A 17,227-nucleotide genomic window follows, 5' to 3' on the forward strand; every position below is an offset into this window, starting at 1 on the left:
AATGATTTAATAAAATAATCACCCGATAAATATGAAATATCTGCCGATCAAAAATAGCTTATTTACAAATAATAGAAAAAGTTTCGTTTCAAGAACAAAACCCAACTCAATCGCTATTTTTCATGCCAATGACGAATTTCCTCGCAGTGGTGACCAGGCTTTTATGTTTAAGCAAAACCCCGACTTTTTTTATCTGACAGGCATTGATCAGGAACAAAGTATCCTGGTTTTATACCCCGATTGTCCTAATAAGGCATACAAAGAAGTACTTTTTTTAAGACAAACCAATGAACACATCGCCATTTGGGAAGGTCACAAATACACCAAAGAAGAAGCGCGTGAAGCATCCGGTATCGAGAGTATTTTTTGGCTGAGCGAGTATGATACTATACTTCACAGCATTATTAACTATGCCGAAAATATATATATTAATACCAACGAAAATGATCGCTATACACATACCGTCCCCTATCGTGACTACCGGATGTATGAGGCACTTAAATTAAAGTACCCGCTCCATAATTATACACGCTCGGCACCCATTTTACGCGACTTGAGGGTAATAAAATCAGACATAGAGATTGAGCTTACGCAAAAAGCCTGTGACATAACGCATGACGCTTTCGTACGCGTTTTGAAATACACGAAGCCCGGCGTAACCGAATACGAAATTGAAGCGGAGATTATCCATGAATTTATCAGGCAGCGGGCTACAGGCCACGCCTACAATCCAATCATTGCTTCGGGCGCCAATGCTATTGTATTGCACTACAATGATAACAACCAGGTTTGTAATGATGGCGATATAATACTACTTGATTTTGGCGCCGAATATGGTAACTATAATGCTGATATGACCCGCTCGATACCGGCCAACGGTCGTTTTACCGCACGTCAGCGACAGGTTTATAATGCCGTTTTAAAGGTGATGCGCGAAGCTACAAAACTCATTGTTGCAGGAACAATACTGAGCGAATATCAGGACGAGGTTGGCAAGATCATGACCAACGAGCTAATTGGACTGGGCTTACTTGACAGACATGATGTTGAAAAACAGGACAAAAACGCACCACTGTATAAAAAATATTTCATGCACGGCACCTCTCATCACCTTGGGCTGGATGTCCACGATTACGCAAGCAGATATAAGCCTTTTGAAATTGGCAATATATTAACCTGCGAACCAGGTATTTATATTGCAGAAGAAGGATTGGGCATTCGCCTTGAAAACAATATTCTCATTACCGGTAATGGCAATATTGATTTAATGGGCAACATTCCGGTTGAAGCAGAACATATTGAAGAGATAATGAACAGCTAATAATTTACATTAAGCTTATATAAATAAAATGGCCGGATTTGCTTTCCCTTTACATTAAGCTAATCAAATACTATACATAGGTATCCACAAAACTATACAGGTTAAAATTATCGCCTTCTAAGGCTTCAGCTATATCAAGCTGAAGCTTTTTTTTGTCTATTCCCGCCATCTTCCTTTGCTCAATAAGTTTGTATACTTTTTCGGTCAGCAATAATTTACGCCTGTGGTTTTGTTTTAAATTGCTTTGTTGTATAAAGGTAGCTATATCAGCTATCCCCCGGGTTTGTGAAGCTATAGTTTTAAACACGGGCGGTTGCCCATTAACATTATGTCCAATAATTTTTTTTAAATTATTGGCAAACACGTCGGCTCCCTCTCGGTCGGCTTTGTTAATAACAAAAGCATCTGCAATTTCCATCAATCCCGATTTAATGTGCTGAATCTCGTCGCCTGCTTCAGGCACCAATACAACCAGGGTAATATCTGCAAGACCGGTAATTTCAATTTCAGACTGGCCAACGCCCACTGTTTCAATCAGCACGTAATCAAAACCGGCTGCCCTTAATACATCGGCCATCTCAATAGTCTTTGCCGATAATCCACCTAATGAACCCCGCGTGGCCAATGACCGGATAAAAACATCCGGATGGTTAAAATGCGTGGCCATCCTGATCCTGTCGCCAAGCAGGGAGCCAAAATTAAAAGGCGAGGTTGGATCAATAGCCAGCACAGCTATTTTTTTTTTCTCTTTTAAAAATATATCGATAATACCGTTTACAAGCGTGCTCTTACCGGCCCCGGGTGGCCCAGTAATACCAATGACCGGGCAGCTTTTATCAAATTTGAGGCTTTTAAGCAAGGCTTTGCTGCCATAAAGATCATTTTCAACAACAGTTAAAGCACGCGCAATTGCACGAAAGTTTAATTGACCGATGCTATTTTGATATAAATTCAACGCAAATGATGATAAAGTTCAAATCTATTCATTATGTAGCAAACACTTTATAACAATATTTAAACTATCCTATATGGCTATTAGCTCATTTATTACTTGCACGATATATAGCTAACATAAGCAGCTAATATTTAAGCAAAAGGCTAATACTTGAAAACTATAAATTATTGATCAAATAAATAAGATATCTATAAACCACCTTCAATAAAAGATACAGATTAAACATAACAATGATATAAAATTACATTAACCCTGTAACAGATTTAATCTTATCATTGCAAATTAATGTGTAGCATTTTATCAATCTGCCCGTATAATTCATTAAAACAATGGCCGATATCAATCATATAAAAACACCGCACATCTTAATAAGCAGGGTTGACGCCATTGGCGATGTTGTACTTACTTTACCCGTAGCAGCATACATTAAGCAATTGTTCCCAAAAGCCACGGTTTCATTTTTAGGCCGTACCTATACGCAGCCGGTAATTGATACAATGGCTTCGATAGATGCATTTATAAATTACGATGAGTTAAAAAAACTCTCCGAAGCACAACAGATCGAATATCTGCAAAAACAAAACGTAGATGCAATTATTCATGTTTTGCCCAATAAACATATTGCCAGGATAGCAAGACAGGCTGGTATTAAGCTCCGGATAGGAACAACAAACAGGGTATTTCATTGGTATACCTGCAATAAGCTGGTAAAATTAAGCCGTAAAAAGTCGGATCTGCATGAAGCACAGCTCAACCTGGTTTTATTAAAACCACTGGGGCTTAAGCATGTACCATCTTTAGCAGAAATTATATCTCATAATAATTTTCATAGTAAAATTGAACTTACCCCGGCTTTAAGTGCAATACTTGTAAACGATAAGTTTAACCTGATTATTCACCCAAAATCGCACGGCAGCGGCATGGAATGGGGTCTGGATAATTTTGCCGAATTGATACACATCCTTCCACCCGAAAAATTCAACATCATTGTAACAGGTTCTGAAAACGAAAAGACATTGCTTGCAACTTGGTTAAAAACACTTCCGCCAATGGTACAAGATATGACCGGAAAAATGTCGCTGGGGCAATTAATAACTTTTATAAGTAAATCTGGCGGGCTTATTGCTTCAGGTACTGGTCCGCTGCATTTGGCCGCCCTGACCGGGATCAATACCCTCGGATTATTTCCCTCGTTAAGGCCAATACACCCGGGCAGGTGGTCACCTGTTGGCAAAAAGGCAGGCTATATTGAAAGCGGGACAAACAATTTACAAACAATTACGCCGTTTATGGTGTCAGAGAAAGTTAAAACATGGATATGAATAAACCTCGCGTATTGGTAACGTTTGATTCGATGCAGTACCCCAATACAGGCTTATTTTATTTTGGAAGAAGCCTGGGAAAAGCACTGATAAAAGAAAATGAAGATTTTGATTTGAGTTATTTTTTATATGATGCTACAGCTGATTTTGATAACGATGAGGTGAAGCGGCATTTCCGTCAGAAATATCATAAGTTCTTTTTCATAAACCGGGATAGTATAAAACTTTTCCATTTTACCGATCAATTTTCAAGACTAAAACCCAAAAAAGTACATAGCAAGTACAAAAAGATCATGACCATTCATGATATTAATCAGATACATGAAAATATCGGCGAAAAAAAGTTAAAGCATTATCTTAAAAAACTGGGCGAACGTATTAACAAATGCCATCGGATAGTAACCATCTCGAAATTTGCAGCCAGGGATGTTGTTACTTATTTCCCCCAGGTAGCTAATAAATTAACTGTAATTTACAATGGTGCCGATAAAGTTGAATCGCCTGACGGCCACTTACCCGCATATCACCCTACACGCAATTTCCTGTTTACTATAGGCATTGTATCTGCAAAGAAGAACTTTCATGTTTTACCTGCTCTATTGGCCAATAACAACCTTGAACTCATTATAGCCGGAATAAAAACTCCATACGAAGATGAAGTTATGGCAGAAGCAAAAAAATATGGCGTGGAAAGCAGAGTGAAAATAATTGGAACAATATCAGATAATGACAAAGCATGGTATTACAAACACTGTGAAGCCTTTGTTTTTCCTTCCATAGCTGAGGGTTTTGGCCTGCCGGTAATAGAAGCTATGCACCATGGCAAGCCGGTTTTTGCTTCAACCCACACTTCGTTACCCGAAATTGCAGGGGATTGCGCTTACTTTTTCCCAAGTTTTGATGGCAAGGAGATGCAAAAAGCATTCAATGATGGCATGCGACATTTTCGTCAACATAACCCATCGGAAAAAATTAAGGCTCATGCACAAAAATTTAACTGGGATGAAACGGCAAGGCAATATCTGCAGCTTTACAGCGAAATGCTTGATGAAGAATAACCAGCTACATAGTCAACAGCCGCATCAAATTTATCCAACACTTTTATCCAGGTGTAATTTTCAGCTACATATGTTTTGGCCTTTTCACCCAGATCCGCAATATTTGTATTACTGCTGAAAGCTGTTTGAATTGCCGCTGTAAAAGTTTCCTGGTTGTTATACAGGAACCCAGCCCCGCTTTTATCAATATGATCTTTAATAACTTCGCATTTTTCATTGGCGATAACGGGGATGCCATAAGCCATGCTTTCAAGCGTTACTAATGATAAGCTTTCAAATATTGAGGGGATTACCAACGCCCTGGCATTTTTGAGCAGATTAAATTTAATATGCTCATCAACAAAACCGGTATAAATTATTGACGGGTGTTCCGTAACGGGCATAAATGCCCTGCCTACAAACACAAGTTTAATGTCATTGTGAGTATTGGCCTTAAACTTTATAAAGTTGCTGATAAGTTCATCACAAGCTTTGGCAACCTCTATACGCCCGATATAAATAATATAATTTCCGGCTTGTTTAATCAAAGCTTCGGCATTGGGGCTGGATTGTAATGCAGGCACTTCAATTCCAACCCCAACAACATCCGAATAAATAGCCTCGTTATCAAAAAGTTTGTTAACGAAGCGCTTTTCGCTTTCGGTATTATAAAGGATGGCCTTAGGCAGTTTAAAGAAGCTTCTAAAAAATTCGAGATATATCGGTGGCTCGTCGTGAGCAGTAGGTATCAGTATAGATTTATGGGGAGCAACTGAAATACCTATTGCCGTAGGGTAATACAAATAGGTAAAAAAGATAAAAGCATCATAATTTTCCTGGTTTGCTTTCAAAAACGTGATGAGCTCGGGTACATAAGGCCCCTGCTCATTTATCCACGCTAATTCGTTTTCGGCCCGGGATTTAACTTTGGTTAATTTTTCAAAGTTTTTGAGCTGCCCGAAATAGCTGAGCAACTTTTGATACCTCTTTTGTTTTCTCTTCCGTAACCTGCGCCCTGCGAGTTTAAATTTTTTTAAGTCCCTTGGGTGTTCAACGCCAAAACGAGTCACTTTAACGCCATTTATAAATTCGGTGCCGGCAGTATACTCATTTGCCCATGACATATAATCTTTGGCACAGGTAGTAAGCACCTCAACATTAAAACGGTCGTTAAGTTTTTCGGCAACTAAACGGCAATGGTACTCGGCACCGCCATTAACCTCGATGCCATACCGTTGAACAATAAAAGCTATACGTTTCACTAAAATAATTGTGTTTGGTCAGGATTGTAAGGTATCATAAAAATTATTCTGGGCTTCCTGCCGTTCAAGGTTTTTAATGTGCATCAGGCAATACTTCTCATTTTTGCGGGGCAAATAGCAGCTTTTTTCAAAGCCATAAAGTTCTTCATGTACCTTATTTTTCCATTTAATATGCCCGTTTAACTTGAGGATTCTAAACTGGTAATCCGGAAAATTAACGCGGTTAAGTTTATCAACCGTCCAGTTCCATTTTTGTATATGCGCTTCTGTAAGCCCCTCAACAATATTAACCCTCGGCACCAGGAAGCAATCGCAATCGCGCTTTCGGTGCAAACGCTTTTTTATACGTTTGATGAGCGTTTTTTCAGGTATTTCATCAGCATCTATCTGAAACAGATAATTGCGGGATGCATTTTGTACCAGGTTATTTTTAAACGATGCAAAATCGCCATTAAGCTTTGCCTTTAAATGTAATACCTGATGCTTATACCTTTCAATTACTGCGGTAGTTTTTTCATCCTCGTTAGTAATATCCTGCAATATTATTACCTCATCATTTTTATCAATGTTTTTGAGCAAATGAGCCAGCAATTTGTTTAATTGCTCATGTTCATTACAAACGGTTACGCCGTACGATATGCTTATTTTATTTTTATAAAAACTGAAAAACATTATTTCCTTTTGATGAGCAGGTGTTGATAAGTTGCAAAGTTAGCTATCCTGATCCGGAAAATATGCTTTCTGAATATCATATTGCCCAATCCTAACAGCTTGTAAATTATTGCCGCTCGTTTCTGCCTTTTGCGGGTAATTATGCTGCTCAAATTTTCGAGGATATCCAGCGAATGCGCACCAAATTTCTTACCATCAAAAAAAACAAGGATGTCATTTTCCTTTTTTTGATGGTATGGCTTTATCTTATCATTTAATTTGAACAAAGTATTTCGTTGCTCGCGATCAATATATTCGTTAAAACCGCCATCGATATAAACAGCAGCACAAAGTGGTTCTATTTTTTCAAGCAGTTCTGTACTTCCATTTTTTACCACAAACCCTATATCATATTTTATTTTTACTGCCGATGAATTTCTGAAGCCCCATTTCCTAAAAAAATTACGATTGGAATTTCGTTCAATCTGCCTCGTTCTGTTCTGATATTCGTCTGAAAACCGGGATGTTTTACTAACAAAGTGATAACACAAAGCATTAACGGTTACAGATCCTGTTAGCCCAAGCAACCCCAGCCTTATAATCATATCGTCATCTTCACAAAACATCGGGTTGTATAAAGGATCAAAGCCACCGATATCCAGCAATGTTTCCCTCAACATACAAAAGAAAAAAGTTGTAGCATCATTTTTAACATCAGGCTGGTTCTTGTTTTGAATATCTGTAGCATACTCATAAAACCCTGCAATATCAAAGGTGTTAATGTCAGCTCCGAAATCTTTTACAAGTTTGCCAGGCCTTTCATCATCAGCAAAAACCGGGGGCTCAACAGTTGTAAATTTGGTGATCTTTTGTTCCGATATACTTTTCTCCAGATATTCAATAAAATTGGGAGCAATTATAGCATCGTTATGTAATAAGGCAACGTATTCTTTTGTTGCTATTTCAATACACTTGTTATAGGTATCTGAAAATGTCTTCTCTTCATCTGAACAGTAATACCTGACATTGCTGTCATTCAAACTATCCAACCATAAATGAGTTCCATCGGTACTATTGTAACTTGTAAAAACAATTTCAACATCAGGATAAAGCGCGCGGGTTGTAGCATAAAAGTTTTTACTGTAGTCTAAATTATTCTTAAGTCCTACCAGTAATGCTATATTATTATTCATTTTTTTAACGTTGATATGCCTGATGTAATTAAGCACAATCTGTGATAAAGGTATAACAAAATCGGATAGTTTTTGACAGGCCCGGCTCCGTCAGCTATAGGTATTATTAAATGCCCCCGGGCAGCTTCTATATTTTTGATCGTTTTAATTACTTAATTACTATTAGCTTTGCACCTTTAAAGTTATTTGATGAAGATATATTTCAGGCTTCTTTCCTTTGCACGACCTATAGGTAAATTCGCAGTCCCTTACTTTATATGTACTTTATTTTCGGTAATATTTAATACCCTCAACCTTGCCTTGCTGGCGCCATTGTTAAAAACAATTTTCGACCCCAAAACTGCCCAGGTAGTTACCAAACCAGAAAACTGGTGGAACCCGTTAAAAGATTTCGACTATTTTGCGCATGAGGCTAATTTAATTTACGGGCCGCTGGGTGCGTTGAAATTTGTCTGCGTGGCTATAGTTGCTTCGGTATTGCTAAGCAACCTGTTCCGCTATTTTTCGCAGCGGATTATGGAAAACCTGCGGATATATACCCTGCTTAATCTGCGCCGCACGGTTTTCAATAATGTCATGAACCTGCATTTAGGCTATTTTAGCAATGAACGCAAAGGCGATATCCTTTCAAAAATCTCTGCCGACGTGCAGGTTGTACAATTTTCTGTTACGGGTACTTTGCAGGTAGCCTTTAAGGAACCATTCCAGCTGATAACCTATCTTGTATTCTTATTTGTAATATCGGTTAAGTTAACACTGTTTTCTATGTTGATAATACCTGTATCGGCATTTGTGATATCAAGGATAGTTAAGCGCCTTAAAGAGCAGGCTGCCGAATCACAGCAAACCTACAGTAATATGATCAGTAATCTTGATGAAGCCTTATCGGGCATTAAGATCATAAAGGCATTTAATGCTGTTACATTTATCAAAAATCGTTTTGACCGCGAAAACAAGGAATATTCAAGAATTACCCGTTCTATGGCGAAAAGGCAGCAAATGGCATCGCCGGTATCTGAATTTTTGGGGGTATTAATGGTTGCCGGTATTGTGTTATATGGCGGCTCGTTAATTATCAAAGGTCAAGGCACCCTATCTGCCGATAATTTCATTGTTTATATTGCTATGTTTTCACAGGTTATGCGTCCGGCAAAGGCTATATCTGATTCTTTTAGTAATATCCATTCGGGTATTGCCGCGGGTGAACGTGTGTTGGCACTGATTGATGAAAAACCACTAATTGTAAATGCCCTCAATGCAACAGAACTTACTGGCTTTGAGGATAAGGTTAAATTTGAAAACGTATCATTTGCGTATACTGTTAAACCCGGCGCTAAACAAATAGCAGATGCCGGAAAGCCTCAGGCTGACACCGAAAAATATGTATTAAAAAACGTTAATTTCGAGATCCAGAAAGGAAAAACAGTAGCCCTCGTTGGGCCTTCAGGTGGTGGAAAATCAACCTTGATGGATTTGCTACCCAGATTTAGCGAACCACAGTCGGGCATCATTTCTATTGATGGTAAAAACATTCAGTCTGTTACGATGGAATCGTTAAGGTCATTAATGGGTATAGTTAACCAGGAGTCTATTTTATTTAATGATACTATTTTCAATAATATAGCCTTTGGCAAACCGGATGTAACTATAGAAGAGGTTGAGGCTGCGGCACGCATAGCCAACGCACATAATTTTATTATGGATACGCCAAACGGATATCAAACCAATACCGGCGACCGCGGCACAAAACTATCAGGCGGTCAGCGCCAGCGCATCTGTATAGCCCGTGCGGTGTTGAACAATCCGCCAATCATGTTATTAGATGAAGCAACATCGGCATTGGATACCGAATCGGAAAAACTGGTGCAGGAAGCTTTGAATAACCTGATGCAGAACCGCACCTCGCTTATTATCGCGCATCGTTTAAGCACCATACAAAATGCAGATATCATTCTTGTTCTGGAAAATGGTTGCATTGTTGAACGGGGCTCACACATCGAGCTATTACAAAACAATGGCCTTTATAAAAAACTGATAGATATGCAGGCATTTAACAGTGTGGAGTAAGTTCTAAGGACTAAGTCGAAAGTTTTAAGTCATAAGTCATATTTCCCCGGTGGCCTCTACAAGTTTCAGTTAACCCACAAAATTCACCAAACTGAAATTTCAGTAGGAGGCACCTATGGAGCCAAAAAACGTATTCTTTTAGAGCTATAAACACGTGGCCCCGCTGGGGCCTGCAATGTCTTATATGTAAACTTTTTTTAGGACGAGACAGTTTGTAGCATAAATATCCCTTTGGCCCAGAGGGACAAAACTTAAATCTACAAGAGACCTTGAAGAGACGAAAGTTATAAGTTCAGGTATTGATTTAATTATATCCGATAAATCTCAGCCTTAAGACTTAAGGCTTAATACCTCAAACTTAATACTCCCCTACCGATAACATGACCAGCGTACAAGCGTACTCTGTTTCAATGCCTTTTTCATTCGCTTTACGCCGCAACTCGGTATTTTCGGTTCCGGGATTAAATATGATCCGTTTGGGGTTTGTATTCAATATATAATCATACAACGGCGGCTGGTTTTGCGGACCAACGTACAGCGTTATGGTGTCAATATCATGATGTATTGTTTCGGGCTTTTCAATAGCTACGCCGGCCACCACGCCTGTTTTTATACCAACGTTAACAATAGTATGCCCGCGTTCAACTAAACGGGTAGCCGCAAAGTTGGCATACCTGCTGGTATCGGGCGTTGCTCCTAATATTAATGTTTTTTTATTAGCCATTGATCATCCTGTTTAATAAGGCAATTTGCGCGGAATGATAAATATGGTGCTGTATCAAACCCGCTACCTGGTACTCGTAAGTTTCGCCGGCCTCATCAGCTCCCGGTTTACCGGCAACAATTTCGCTCCATCTTTCTTCCGGAAAATTTTGGATAAAGCCTGCCAGGTTTACATTCACCAGCTTTATATCTTCAACAATCCATTTCCATTTTTGTTCGTCGGGCAGCCCGGGCTCAGGCCAGTCACCACGAACCGGCAGTTGGGCATCCATACCGTTCATGCGGTCCATTACTTCCTCAGTCCAACCGGTCATGTGCAAAATAATGGCGGCAATATTATGCACCGAGCCTGTGGGCTTTTCATAAGCTGCTTCAAAGCTGATGCTATCCACGATAGCATAAACCGAAGGACCATACCATGGTTCGCCCGACAAAACACTTTGAAGCTGGTTAAATAGTTTTTGAGATGTGGTCATGATAATATTTTTAAAGCAGCAGTTGCGCAGTTAATCCCATCAATAGCAGCAGAAATTATACCACCAGCATAGCCGGCACCCTCTCCGCAGGGAAATAATCCTGAAACCTGCGGGTGCTGTAAGGTTTCTCTGTCGCGCGGAATTTTTACCGGAGACGATGTGCGCGATTCAACACCAACCAAAATTGCTTCGTTGGTATAATAACCTTTCATTTTTTTACCGAATACAGGCAGTGCTTTGCGTAAGCGCTCGTTGATCCACCCTGGTAAAACTTCTTTCAGTTCAACGCTTTTAGTACCGGGCAGGTATGAATTAACCGGCAAATCAACCGATAAACGGTTCTGCACAAAATCAACCATCCGTTGTCCGGGAGCTACAAGGTTACCACCACCGGCTGTAAAAGCTGCCTGTTCAACCTGTTTCTGAAAGTTGAGCATTTTAAAGGGATCATTGTCATCGCCGGCAACATCTTCCAGGTTAATTTGTACCACCGTGCCTGAATTAGCAAAAGGATTGTTCCGTTTAGATGGACTCCAGCCGTTCACCACAATTTCACCTGCTTCTGTTGAGCAAGGCGCGATGATACCACCGGGGCACATACAAAACGAAAATACTCCACGGTCGTCAACCTGTTCAACCAGGCTGTAATACGACGGTGGCAAATCGGGACCGCGAAATTCGCAATGATATTGTGCGCGGTCAATTATTTCCTGTGGATGCTCTATCCTTACACCCAAAGCAAAAGGTTTGGCCTCAATCAGGATATTTTGGCTGTGCAACATTTCAAACACATCCCTTGCCGAGTGACCTGTTGCCAGGATCACAGCGTCAGACATTACCTTTTCGCCTGTTGCTATTTTAACACCTTTAATTTTCCCAAACTCAACCAGTAACTGGATTACTTTGGTGTCAAACAGAATCTCTCCCCCGGCATTCAGCACGGTTTCGCGCATAGCGGTGATGATCTGCGGCAGTTTATTGGTGCCTATGTGGGGCCGTGCATCAATCAATATATCTTCGGCGGCTCCATGTGCTACAAACATTTTTAACACCTGGTTTACATCGCCGCGTTTGGTTGAGCGGGTATACAGCTTGCCATCTGAATAGGTACCGGCCCCTCCCTCGCCAAAGCAATAATTTGATTCGGGGTTAACAATACCTTGTTTATTAATATTAGCCAAATCCCGGCGGCGTTGTTTAACATCTTTGCCACGTTCAATAACAATTGGTTTTAATCCAAGCTCAATACATTGCAGGGCAGCAAATAACCCGGCAGGGCCCGCGCCTACAATAATTACCGGCCGGCCAAATTGTACATTGGGATAGTTGACGGTAAAAACTTCGGGCTGATAAGCCTCCTGCATAAAAACCTTCACCTGCATGCGGTAAACCACACGACGGCCGCGTGCATCAATAGAACGCTTTAAAATTTTTAATGCAGTAATATTTTTCAGGGGGATTTTAAGTGCCGATGCTGCCAGTTGTTTTAAAACTGCTTCATCCTCGTGCTGTCCGGGCGGGCAAACTATCTCTGTTTCTTTTGTCATGACTGATGCCGGGTTTTTATCCCGGATGGTGCAAAGTTAAGAAAAAAACTGCCCCCAGCCCCCTAAGGGGGAGCTTTTGACAGGCTATTTTACCTGCGCTGATTCTCACCTTGTGGCTGTATCATAAATAACTATCAGGCTATTTTTTCCTTATTCAGTTACTCAGGCGATATCGTTTTGGGTTGGATTGACTCTACTTACAAGGGGGGTAACAGGGTTAACAGAATTCAGGGTTAACATTTGCATATATAACTAACAATCAAATGATTATGCGTTTTTTTGTCCAAAAAAGTGTTAACCCCCATTTTGTATAAATATTATCGGCTAAATTTCAATTATTCCCCCCGTTTTAATGATGTTCAATATGCTCAAAACCGTTCGGCTTTGCACAATGACCGTACGCTATCGGACAGTTTTAAAATCAAACAAAAAATAAAACATTAAAAATCAGCAACTTACAAAATGGCACTTAGATTGGCATGCACTCCATGTATTTAAATAATAAAAATATGACTACCGCCGACGAACGCTTACACACAATATGGAATGGCTGCCTGAGCAACGACAGGAAAAGCCAGGAACAATTATACAGGTTATTAGCGCCCCGCATGCTTGCAGTTTGCATGCGTTATGCAACCGACAAAGACGAGGCACAGGATATATTGCAGGAGGGATTTATAAAAATGTTCCGCAATATGAAAAACTATCGTGGCGAAGGCAGTTTGGAGGGATGGATCCGCCGCATTATGGTGCATTGTGCTATATCACGCTACCGCAAATTAAAACCAATGGTTTTGGTTGATGATTTTGCAGCAGAGGAAGCTTCAGCAGTACCAATCAGCAGCTCATATAATGATAATGGCCTTGAAGCTAAAGACCTGATGAAACTGGTACAAAAATTACCAAAAACATATCGTTCTGTTTTTAATATGTACGCCATTGAAGGCTACTCACACCAGGAAATAGGCTCATCGCTGGGTATGAGCGAGCTGTTATCGCGCACTACCCTTCACCGCGCCCGTACATTGTTAAAAGATATGGTAGCCAAACTAACCATGCGCGAAGAACATTGCCTGGCAGGATAAGCCGGTTCTACCATTAACCTTATACAAATCATTTACAAAGCTACAGCCCCTGATGGGGCTTTCTGCTTTTATAGGGGAAGCATGGACTCAAAATTTCTCATTTTCCAACAAACTGCATCTAATATTAGCATCCCCGGTCCTGAAAACAACCCTGACACTTAGCACATTTGCCACCAGAACAGCCTTACTGCAGTCATCGCAAAATTTCTCATATCTCACGTCTCATATCTCACACCCTTTCATAATTTACCGAAAAGCCGTAACTTGACACCTTGTCAGCAGCTCAGGCCTTTTGTAACAACGGTACGTGATTTGCACTCTAACCCAAAACATCACAAAAACACACGAAAAACAAAATGAAAAAGTTATTCTCAGTTATATTAATCATAGCAACAGCTATGTCGTTAAGTTCATGCAGCTATAACAGCATGGTTAAATTGGATGAGTCTGTTAAAGCCAAATGGGGTGCTGTACAAAGCGACTACCAACGCCGCAGCGATCTGATCCCTAATTTGGTTAATACTGTAAAAGGTGCCGCCAATTTTGAAAAAAGCACGCTAACTGCGGTGGTTGAGGCACGTTCAAAGGCAACTTCGGTACAGGTTGACCCCAATAAGCTTACGCCCGAATCAATTAAAGCTTTTCAGGCATCACAAGGGGAGCTAAGTGCTGCGCTTGGCAAATTACTTTCTATTACCGAAAACTATCCCGACCTGAAATCGAACTCTAACTTCCATGACCTGCAAATTCAACTGGAAGGTACCGAAAACAGGATCAACGTATCGCGTAAAGATTTTAACGATGCTGTTCAGGAATACAACAGCAAGATCCGCTCGTTCCCGGCCAACATTACTGCCAAAATGTTCGGTTTTTCTGAAAAGGGTTATTTCACCGCCGAACCAGGCGCCGATAAAGCCCCTAAAGTAGAGTTTAATTAATTTGATGGGATTACACCGATTGTTTTGTTTTTTTGATTACACCGATTTTTCCTGGCAAATCGAAACAATCGGTGTAATCAAAACTAATCGGTGAAATCATAATTAAAATATATGGCTGTATTTAACGAAGAGGAACAGCAGCGCATCCGCAAAGCTATTGAAGATGCCGAGCACCGCTCATCGGGCGAGATCAGGGTTTGTATCGAAAAGCGGTGCAGCGAGAATGTTCTTGACCGTGCTGCAAAATATTTCCAGCAGCTCAATATGCATAAAACCAAGCTCAGGCATGGCGTGCTCGTATACGTGGCTACTGTCGACCGTAAGTTTGCCATCATAGGCGATGCCGGTATTAACCAGGTAGTCCCCCCCGATTTTTGGGATACCACCCGCGACGATATGCTCCAGCATTTTAAATACGGCGATATTGTTGAGGGAATTGTTACAGGCCTTAAAATTGCCGGTGAACAGCTACAAAAATATTTCCCTCATCAGGATGGTGATCAAAACGAACTACCGGATGATATAGCCTTTATGGATGGCGATTAAAAATTAAAAACATGTTCAAAAAATTTATACTGTTTTTCGGATTTATACTTTGCGTTGTTGCCGCAATAGCCCAGGATTTTCCGGAACGCTCTAATACCCTGGTTACAGATTATACCAACACCTTAAACCCGGCCGAAAAACAGCAGTTGGAAACCAAACTGGTTGCTTTTAATGATTCTACATCAACTCAAATTGCTGTAGTGATCTTAAAATCTGTTGGCAACTACGATATTAACGACTATGGAGTTCAGCTGTTACGCAAATGGGGCATAGGTCAAAAAGACAAAAACAATGGTGTATTGATGCTTGTTGCCATCGGCGACCGTAAAATGAGCATCCAAACCGGCTACGGCGCCGAAGGCGCCTTGCCCGATATCGTTACGCAGGACATTATCCAAAACGACCTTAAACCACACTTTAAGCAAGGCGACTATTATGGCGGACTTGATGCCGGTACCAATAGTATCATCAAAGCCATGAAGGGTGAGTATAAGGCGGCAAAAAAACAAAAGCAAAGTAATGGCGGTCCGGCCGGTTTTATATTTATTGTTATAGTTGTAATTATCCTGATCATTGTGTTCCGTAATCGCGGCGGCGGTGGCGGCAGGCAGATCATCGGTCGCCGGGGTGGCGCAAGCCCCTTCTGGTGGTTCCTGGCAGGTAACATGCTTGGCGGAGGAGGCCGGAGCAGCGGCGGCGACTGGGGCGGCTTTTCCGGTGGCGGCGGAGGTGGTGGCTTCGGCGGTTTTGGCGGCGGAAGCGGCGGCGGCGGCGGTTCAAGCGGCAGCTGGTAACCATTGATTGGTTAGATTGATTCCGTTGATTTCGCTGATGCTATCACACAAACAAAATTATCTTAACATCACATTTACTTTTATTCATTATTTTTCGATCATTGATTTTAGTTTGATCTAACAAAATCAAAATAATCATCGAAATCAAAACATCAACGGTTAAATTAATGAGCAAAGATCTCACCTGGAAACTACTTTCATCATCATACATCCATAAAGGCCCCTGGGCTACCCTCCGCATCGATAAATGCGAAATGCCCAACGGCAAAATAGTTGAAGATTATTATGTGCTCGAATATCCCAACTGGGTTAACGCGGTAGCCATAACCGAAGACAACAAGGTGCTGATGGTAAAACAATATCGCCATGCTGCGGGTATTATTTCGCTCGAAATTCCGGGCGGCGTAATTGATGCCGGCGAAGAGCCAGTTCATGCCATACGCCGCGAATTACTGGAAGAAACCGGCTACCAATTTGACGAATTTGAACTGATCTGCACCGTATACGGCAACCCGTCCACTGCCAACAATCAAACGTTTACCTACTTTACCAAAGGTGGTAAGAAAGTGCAGGGCCAGCACCTCGACGAATTGGAGGACCTGATTGTTGAAGAATATACCATTGAACAAGTAAAACAACTGTTGCTCAATAACGAAATAAAACAGGCCATGCATTGTGCCGGTTTGTTTTATGGCATGATGAAGCTGGGAGTGATGTAGCATTACTCCGGGCAATTATCCTTCCGCCGGGTATCAACTATGTAAATGATCTTCCAGCCGTCGGCAGTTTTCATTAGTTGAAAAACATCGACACCGCAATGGCTGTATTTATCATCTAAATAAAACTTATATGGCGCCCAAACGCTGGCCAATGGGCCATCAATCTTGATATCGGTAAAGGTTATACGTTCATCATAAATATCTTTATGCGGGGTACCGATCAATTTTATAAAGTCATTAGGATTTTCGATCTCTAAAGCTGTGGAGCCATCTTTTTTATTGGCCACACTATGAAATGCAATTCCTTTAGCAAAAGTGGATCTAAGCATTGTGCTATCGCCCTTACGCATAGCATTAAACATGGTGTTGATGGTTTGCTTAATAGCCTCCTGCTCCGTTTGCTGGGCGGAGGATTGGAACGACAATAAAGTAAATACAGCGAGGATAAATTTTTTCATAGCTAAATATACCTTATTTGCAATCAAGTTGATATGCTGATTTAATCATTTGCCGATAACAGAAAACAGCAAAACAACTCAATTTAGACCTTCTTCATTTTTAAACTGCGCTGACATTTAATATGAAGGCCTT

At 40.8% G+C, this 17,227-nt stretch carries 17 protein-coding genes; 9 read left to right on the forward strand and 8 right to left on the reverse strand.

What is annotated here, in order from left to right:
* Nucleotides 1-31: 31 nt before the first annotated feature.
* A complete protein-coding gene (locus ACEN9X_RS05640; RefSeq protein ID WP_413669470.1) occupies nucleotides 32-1,321 on the forward strand; it encodes an aminopeptidase P N-terminal domain-containing protein in 1,290 nt (429 codons plus the stop codon).
* A gap of 70 nt (nucleotides 1,322-1,391) precedes the next feature.
* On the opposite strand, the gene meaB is transcribed toward ACEN9X_RS05640, so the two are convergent.
* Nucleotides 1,392-2,276, reverse strand: coding sequence for a methylmalonyl Co-A mutase-associated GTPase MeaB (gene meaB, locus ACEN9X_RS05645; protein ID WP_413669471.1), 885 nt, complete (start codon nucleotides 2,274-2,276; stop codon nucleotides 1,392-1,394).
* A gap of 329 nt (nucleotides 2,277-2,605) precedes the next feature.
* On the opposite strand from meaB, the gene ACEN9X_RS05650 reads away from it, so the two are divergent.
* Both ACEN9X_RS05650 and ACEN9X_RS05655 read left to right on the forward strand, forming a co-directional pair.
* On the forward strand, nucleotides 2,606-3,598 hold the full coding sequence (locus tag ACEN9X_RS05650; RefSeq protein WP_413669472.1) for a glycosyltransferase family 9 protein: 993 nt from the start codon (nucleotides 2,606-2,608) through the stop codon (nucleotides 3,596-3,598).
* On the forward strand, nucleotides 3,595-4,656 hold the full coding sequence (locus tag ACEN9X_RS05655; RefSeq protein WP_413669473.1) for a glycosyltransferase family 4 protein: 1,062 nt from the start codon (nucleotides 3,595-3,597) through the stop codon (nucleotides 4,654-4,656). The genes ACEN9X_RS05650 and ACEN9X_RS05655 overlap by 4 nt, the downstream gene beginning before the upstream one ends.
* Here the strand turns inward: ACEN9X_RS05655 and ACEN9X_RS05660 are convergent.
* The 3 genes from ACEN9X_RS05660 to ACEN9X_RS05670 are packed head-to-tail and all read right to left on the reverse strand — an operon-like array spanning nucleotide 4,629 to nucleotide 7,741.
* Complete coding sequence (locus tag ACEN9X_RS05660; RefSeq protein ID WP_413669474.1) at nucleotides 4,629-5,897, reverse strand: glycosyltransferase family 4 protein; 1,269 nt, start codon at nucleotides 5,895-5,897, stop codon at nucleotides 4,629-4,631. The genes ACEN9X_RS05655 and ACEN9X_RS05660 overlap by 28 nt on opposite strands.
* A gap of 18 nt (nucleotides 5,898-5,915) precedes the next feature.
* Complete coding sequence (locus ACEN9X_RS05665) at nucleotides 5,916-6,569, reverse strand: glycosyltransferase (protein ID WP_413669475.1); 654 nt, start codon at nucleotides 6,567-6,569, stop codon at nucleotides 5,916-5,918.
* Complete coding sequence (locus ACEN9X_RS05670) at nucleotides 6,569-7,741, reverse strand: glycosyltransferase family 2 protein (protein ID WP_413669476.1); 1,173 nt, start codon at nucleotides 7,739-7,741, stop codon at nucleotides 6,569-6,571. The genes ACEN9X_RS05665 and ACEN9X_RS05670 overlap by 1 nt, the downstream gene beginning before the upstream one ends.
* Before the next feature lie 189 nt (nucleotides 7,742-7,930).
* On the opposite strand from ACEN9X_RS05670, the gene ACEN9X_RS05675 reads away from it, so the two are divergent.
* Nucleotides 7,931-9,808, forward strand: coding sequence for an ABC transporter ATP-binding protein (locus ACEN9X_RS05675; protein ID WP_413669477.1), 1,878 nt, complete (start codon nucleotides 7,931-7,933; stop codon nucleotides 9,806-9,808).
* 358 nt (nucleotides 9,809-10,166) lie between these two features.
* On the opposite strand, the gene ACEN9X_RS05680 is transcribed toward ACEN9X_RS05675, so the two are convergent.
* The 3 genes from ACEN9X_RS05680 to ACEN9X_RS05690 are packed head-to-tail and all read right to left on the reverse strand — an operon-like array spanning nucleotide 10,167 to nucleotide 12,554.
* On the reverse strand, nucleotides 10,167-10,532 hold the full coding sequence (locus ACEN9X_RS05680; RefSeq protein ID WP_413669478.1) for a CoA-binding protein: 366 nt from the start codon (nucleotides 10,530-10,532) through the stop codon (nucleotides 10,167-10,169).
* Entirely contained in the window at nucleotides 10,525-11,007 is a 483-nt protein-coding gene (locus ACEN9X_RS05685; protein WP_413669479.1) for a DinB family protein, read from the reverse strand. Before ACEN9X_RS05685 ends, ACEN9X_RS05680 begins: the two co-directional genes overlap by 8 nt.
* Nucleotides 11,004-12,554 carry an NAD(P)/FAD-dependent oxidoreductase gene (locus ACEN9X_RS05690; RefSeq protein WP_413669480.1) on the reverse strand — a complete coding sequence of 517 codons (1,551 nt, stop codon included), beginning with the start codon at nucleotides 12,552-12,554 and terminating at the stop codon, nucleotides 11,004-11,006. The genes ACEN9X_RS05685 and ACEN9X_RS05690 overlap by 4 nt, the downstream gene beginning before the upstream one ends.
* Nucleotides 12,555-13,063: 509 nt before the next feature.
* Between ACEN9X_RS05690 and ACEN9X_RS05695 the strand changes: the two genes are divergently transcribed.
* The 5 genes from ACEN9X_RS05695 (at nucleotide 13,064) to ACEN9X_RS05715 (ending at nucleotide 16,636) form a co-directional block, all read left to right on the forward strand.
* Entirely contained in the window at nucleotides 13,064-13,639 is a 576-nt protein-coding gene (locus ACEN9X_RS05695) for an RNA polymerase sigma factor (protein ID WP_413669481.1), read from the forward strand.
* A 356-nt stretch (nucleotides 13,640-13,995) separates the two neighbouring features.
* Complete coding sequence (locus ACEN9X_RS05700; protein WP_091217765.1) at nucleotides 13,996-14,577, forward strand: LemA family protein; 582 nt, start codon at nucleotides 13,996-13,998, stop codon at nucleotides 14,575-14,577.
* A 111-nt stretch (nucleotides 14,578-14,688) separates the two neighbouring features.
* Nucleotides 14,689-15,123 carry a TPM domain-containing protein gene (locus ACEN9X_RS05705; RefSeq protein ID WP_090528810.1) on the forward strand — a complete coding sequence of 145 codons (435 nt, stop codon included), beginning with the start codon at nucleotides 14,689-14,691 and terminating at the stop codon, nucleotides 15,121-15,123.
* A gap of 11 nt (nucleotides 15,124-15,134) precedes the next feature.
* Nucleotides 15,135-15,917 carry a TPM domain-containing protein gene (locus ACEN9X_RS05710; protein ID WP_413669482.1) on the forward strand — a complete coding sequence of 261 codons (783 nt, stop codon included), beginning with the start codon at nucleotides 15,135-15,137 and terminating at the stop codon, nucleotides 15,915-15,917.
* A 167-nt stretch (nucleotides 15,918-16,084) separates the two neighbouring features.
* The gene (locus ACEN9X_RS05715; RefSeq protein WP_413669483.1) at nucleotides 16,085-16,636 is read left to right on the forward strand and encodes an NUDIX hydrolase; all 552 of its coding nucleotides are present in this window, start codon (nucleotides 16,085-16,087) and stop codon (nucleotides 16,634-16,636) included.
* A gap of 2 nt (nucleotides 16,637-16,638) precedes the next feature.
* Here ACEN9X_RS05715 and ACEN9X_RS05720 read toward each other — a convergent pair whose 3' ends face one another.
* Nucleotides 16,639-17,094: a nuclear transport factor 2 family protein gene (locus tag ACEN9X_RS05720; protein ID WP_413669484.1), complete on the reverse strand. Its 456-nt coding sequence runs from the start codon at nucleotides 17,092-17,094 to the stop codon at nucleotides 16,639-16,641.
* Nucleotides 17,095-17,227: the final 133 nt, after the last annotated feature.

It is taken from the genome of Mucilaginibacter sp. Mucisp86, assembly GCF_047324315.1.
GTDB lineage: Bacteria > Bacteroidota > Bacteroidia > Sphingobacteriales > Sphingobacteriaceae > Mucilaginibacter.

Coding starts and splice junctions, on each gene's coding strand:
- ACEN9X_RS05640 (WP_413669470.1), top strand. CDS start 32: ATGAAATATCTGCCGATCAAAAATAGCTTATTTACAAATAATAGAAAA.
- ACEN9X_RS05650 (WP_413669472.1), top strand. CDS start 2,606: ATGGCCGATATCAATCATATAAAAACACCGCACATCTTAATAAGCAGG.
- ACEN9X_RS05655 (WP_413669473.1), top strand. CDS start 3,595: ATGAATAAACCTCGCGTATTGGTAACGTTTGATTCGATGCAGTACCCC.
- ACEN9X_RS05665 (WP_413669475.1), bottom strand. CDS start 6,569: ATGTTTTTCAGTTTTTATAAAAATAAAATAAGCATATCGTACGGCGTA.
- ACEN9X_RS05670 (WP_413669476.1), bottom strand. CDS start 7,741: ATGAATAATAATATAGCATTACTGGTAGGACTTAAGAATAATTTAGAC.
- ACEN9X_RS05675 (WP_413669477.1), top strand. CDS start 7,931: ATGAAGATATATTTCAGGCTTCTTTCCTTTGCACGACCTATAGGTAAA.
- ACEN9X_RS05680 (WP_413669478.1), bottom strand. CDS start 10,532: ATGGCTAATAAAAAAACATTAATATTAGGAGCAACGCCCGATACCAGC.
- ACEN9X_RS05685 (WP_413669479.1), bottom strand. CDS start 11,007: ATGACCACATCTCAAAAACTATTTAACCAGCTTCAAAGTGTTTTGTCG.
- ACEN9X_RS05690 (WP_413669480.1), bottom strand. CDS start 12,554: ATGACAAAAGAAACAGAGATAGTTTGCCCGCCCGGACAGCACGAGGAT.
- ACEN9X_RS05695 (WP_413669481.1), top strand. CDS start 13,064: ATGACTACCGCCGACGAACGCTTACACACAATATGGAATGGCTGCCTG.
- ACEN9X_RS05700 (WP_091217765.1), top strand. CDS start 13,996: ATGAAAAAGTTATTCTCAGTTATATTAATCATAGCAACAGCTATGTCG.
- ACEN9X_RS05705 (WP_090528810.1), top strand. CDS start 14,689: ATGGCTGTATTTAACGAAGAGGAACAGCAGCGCATCCGCAAAGCTATT.
- ACEN9X_RS05710 (WP_413669482.1), top strand. CDS start 15,135: ATGTTCAAAAAATTTATACTGTTTTTCGGATTTATACTTTGCGTTGTT.
- ACEN9X_RS05715 (WP_413669483.1), top strand. CDS start 16,085: ATGAGCAAAGATCTCACCTGGAAACTACTTTCATCATCATACATCCAT.
- ACEN9X_RS05720 (WP_413669484.1), bottom strand. CDS start 17,094: ATGAAAAAATTTATCCTCGCTGTATTTACTTTATTGTCGTTCCAATCC.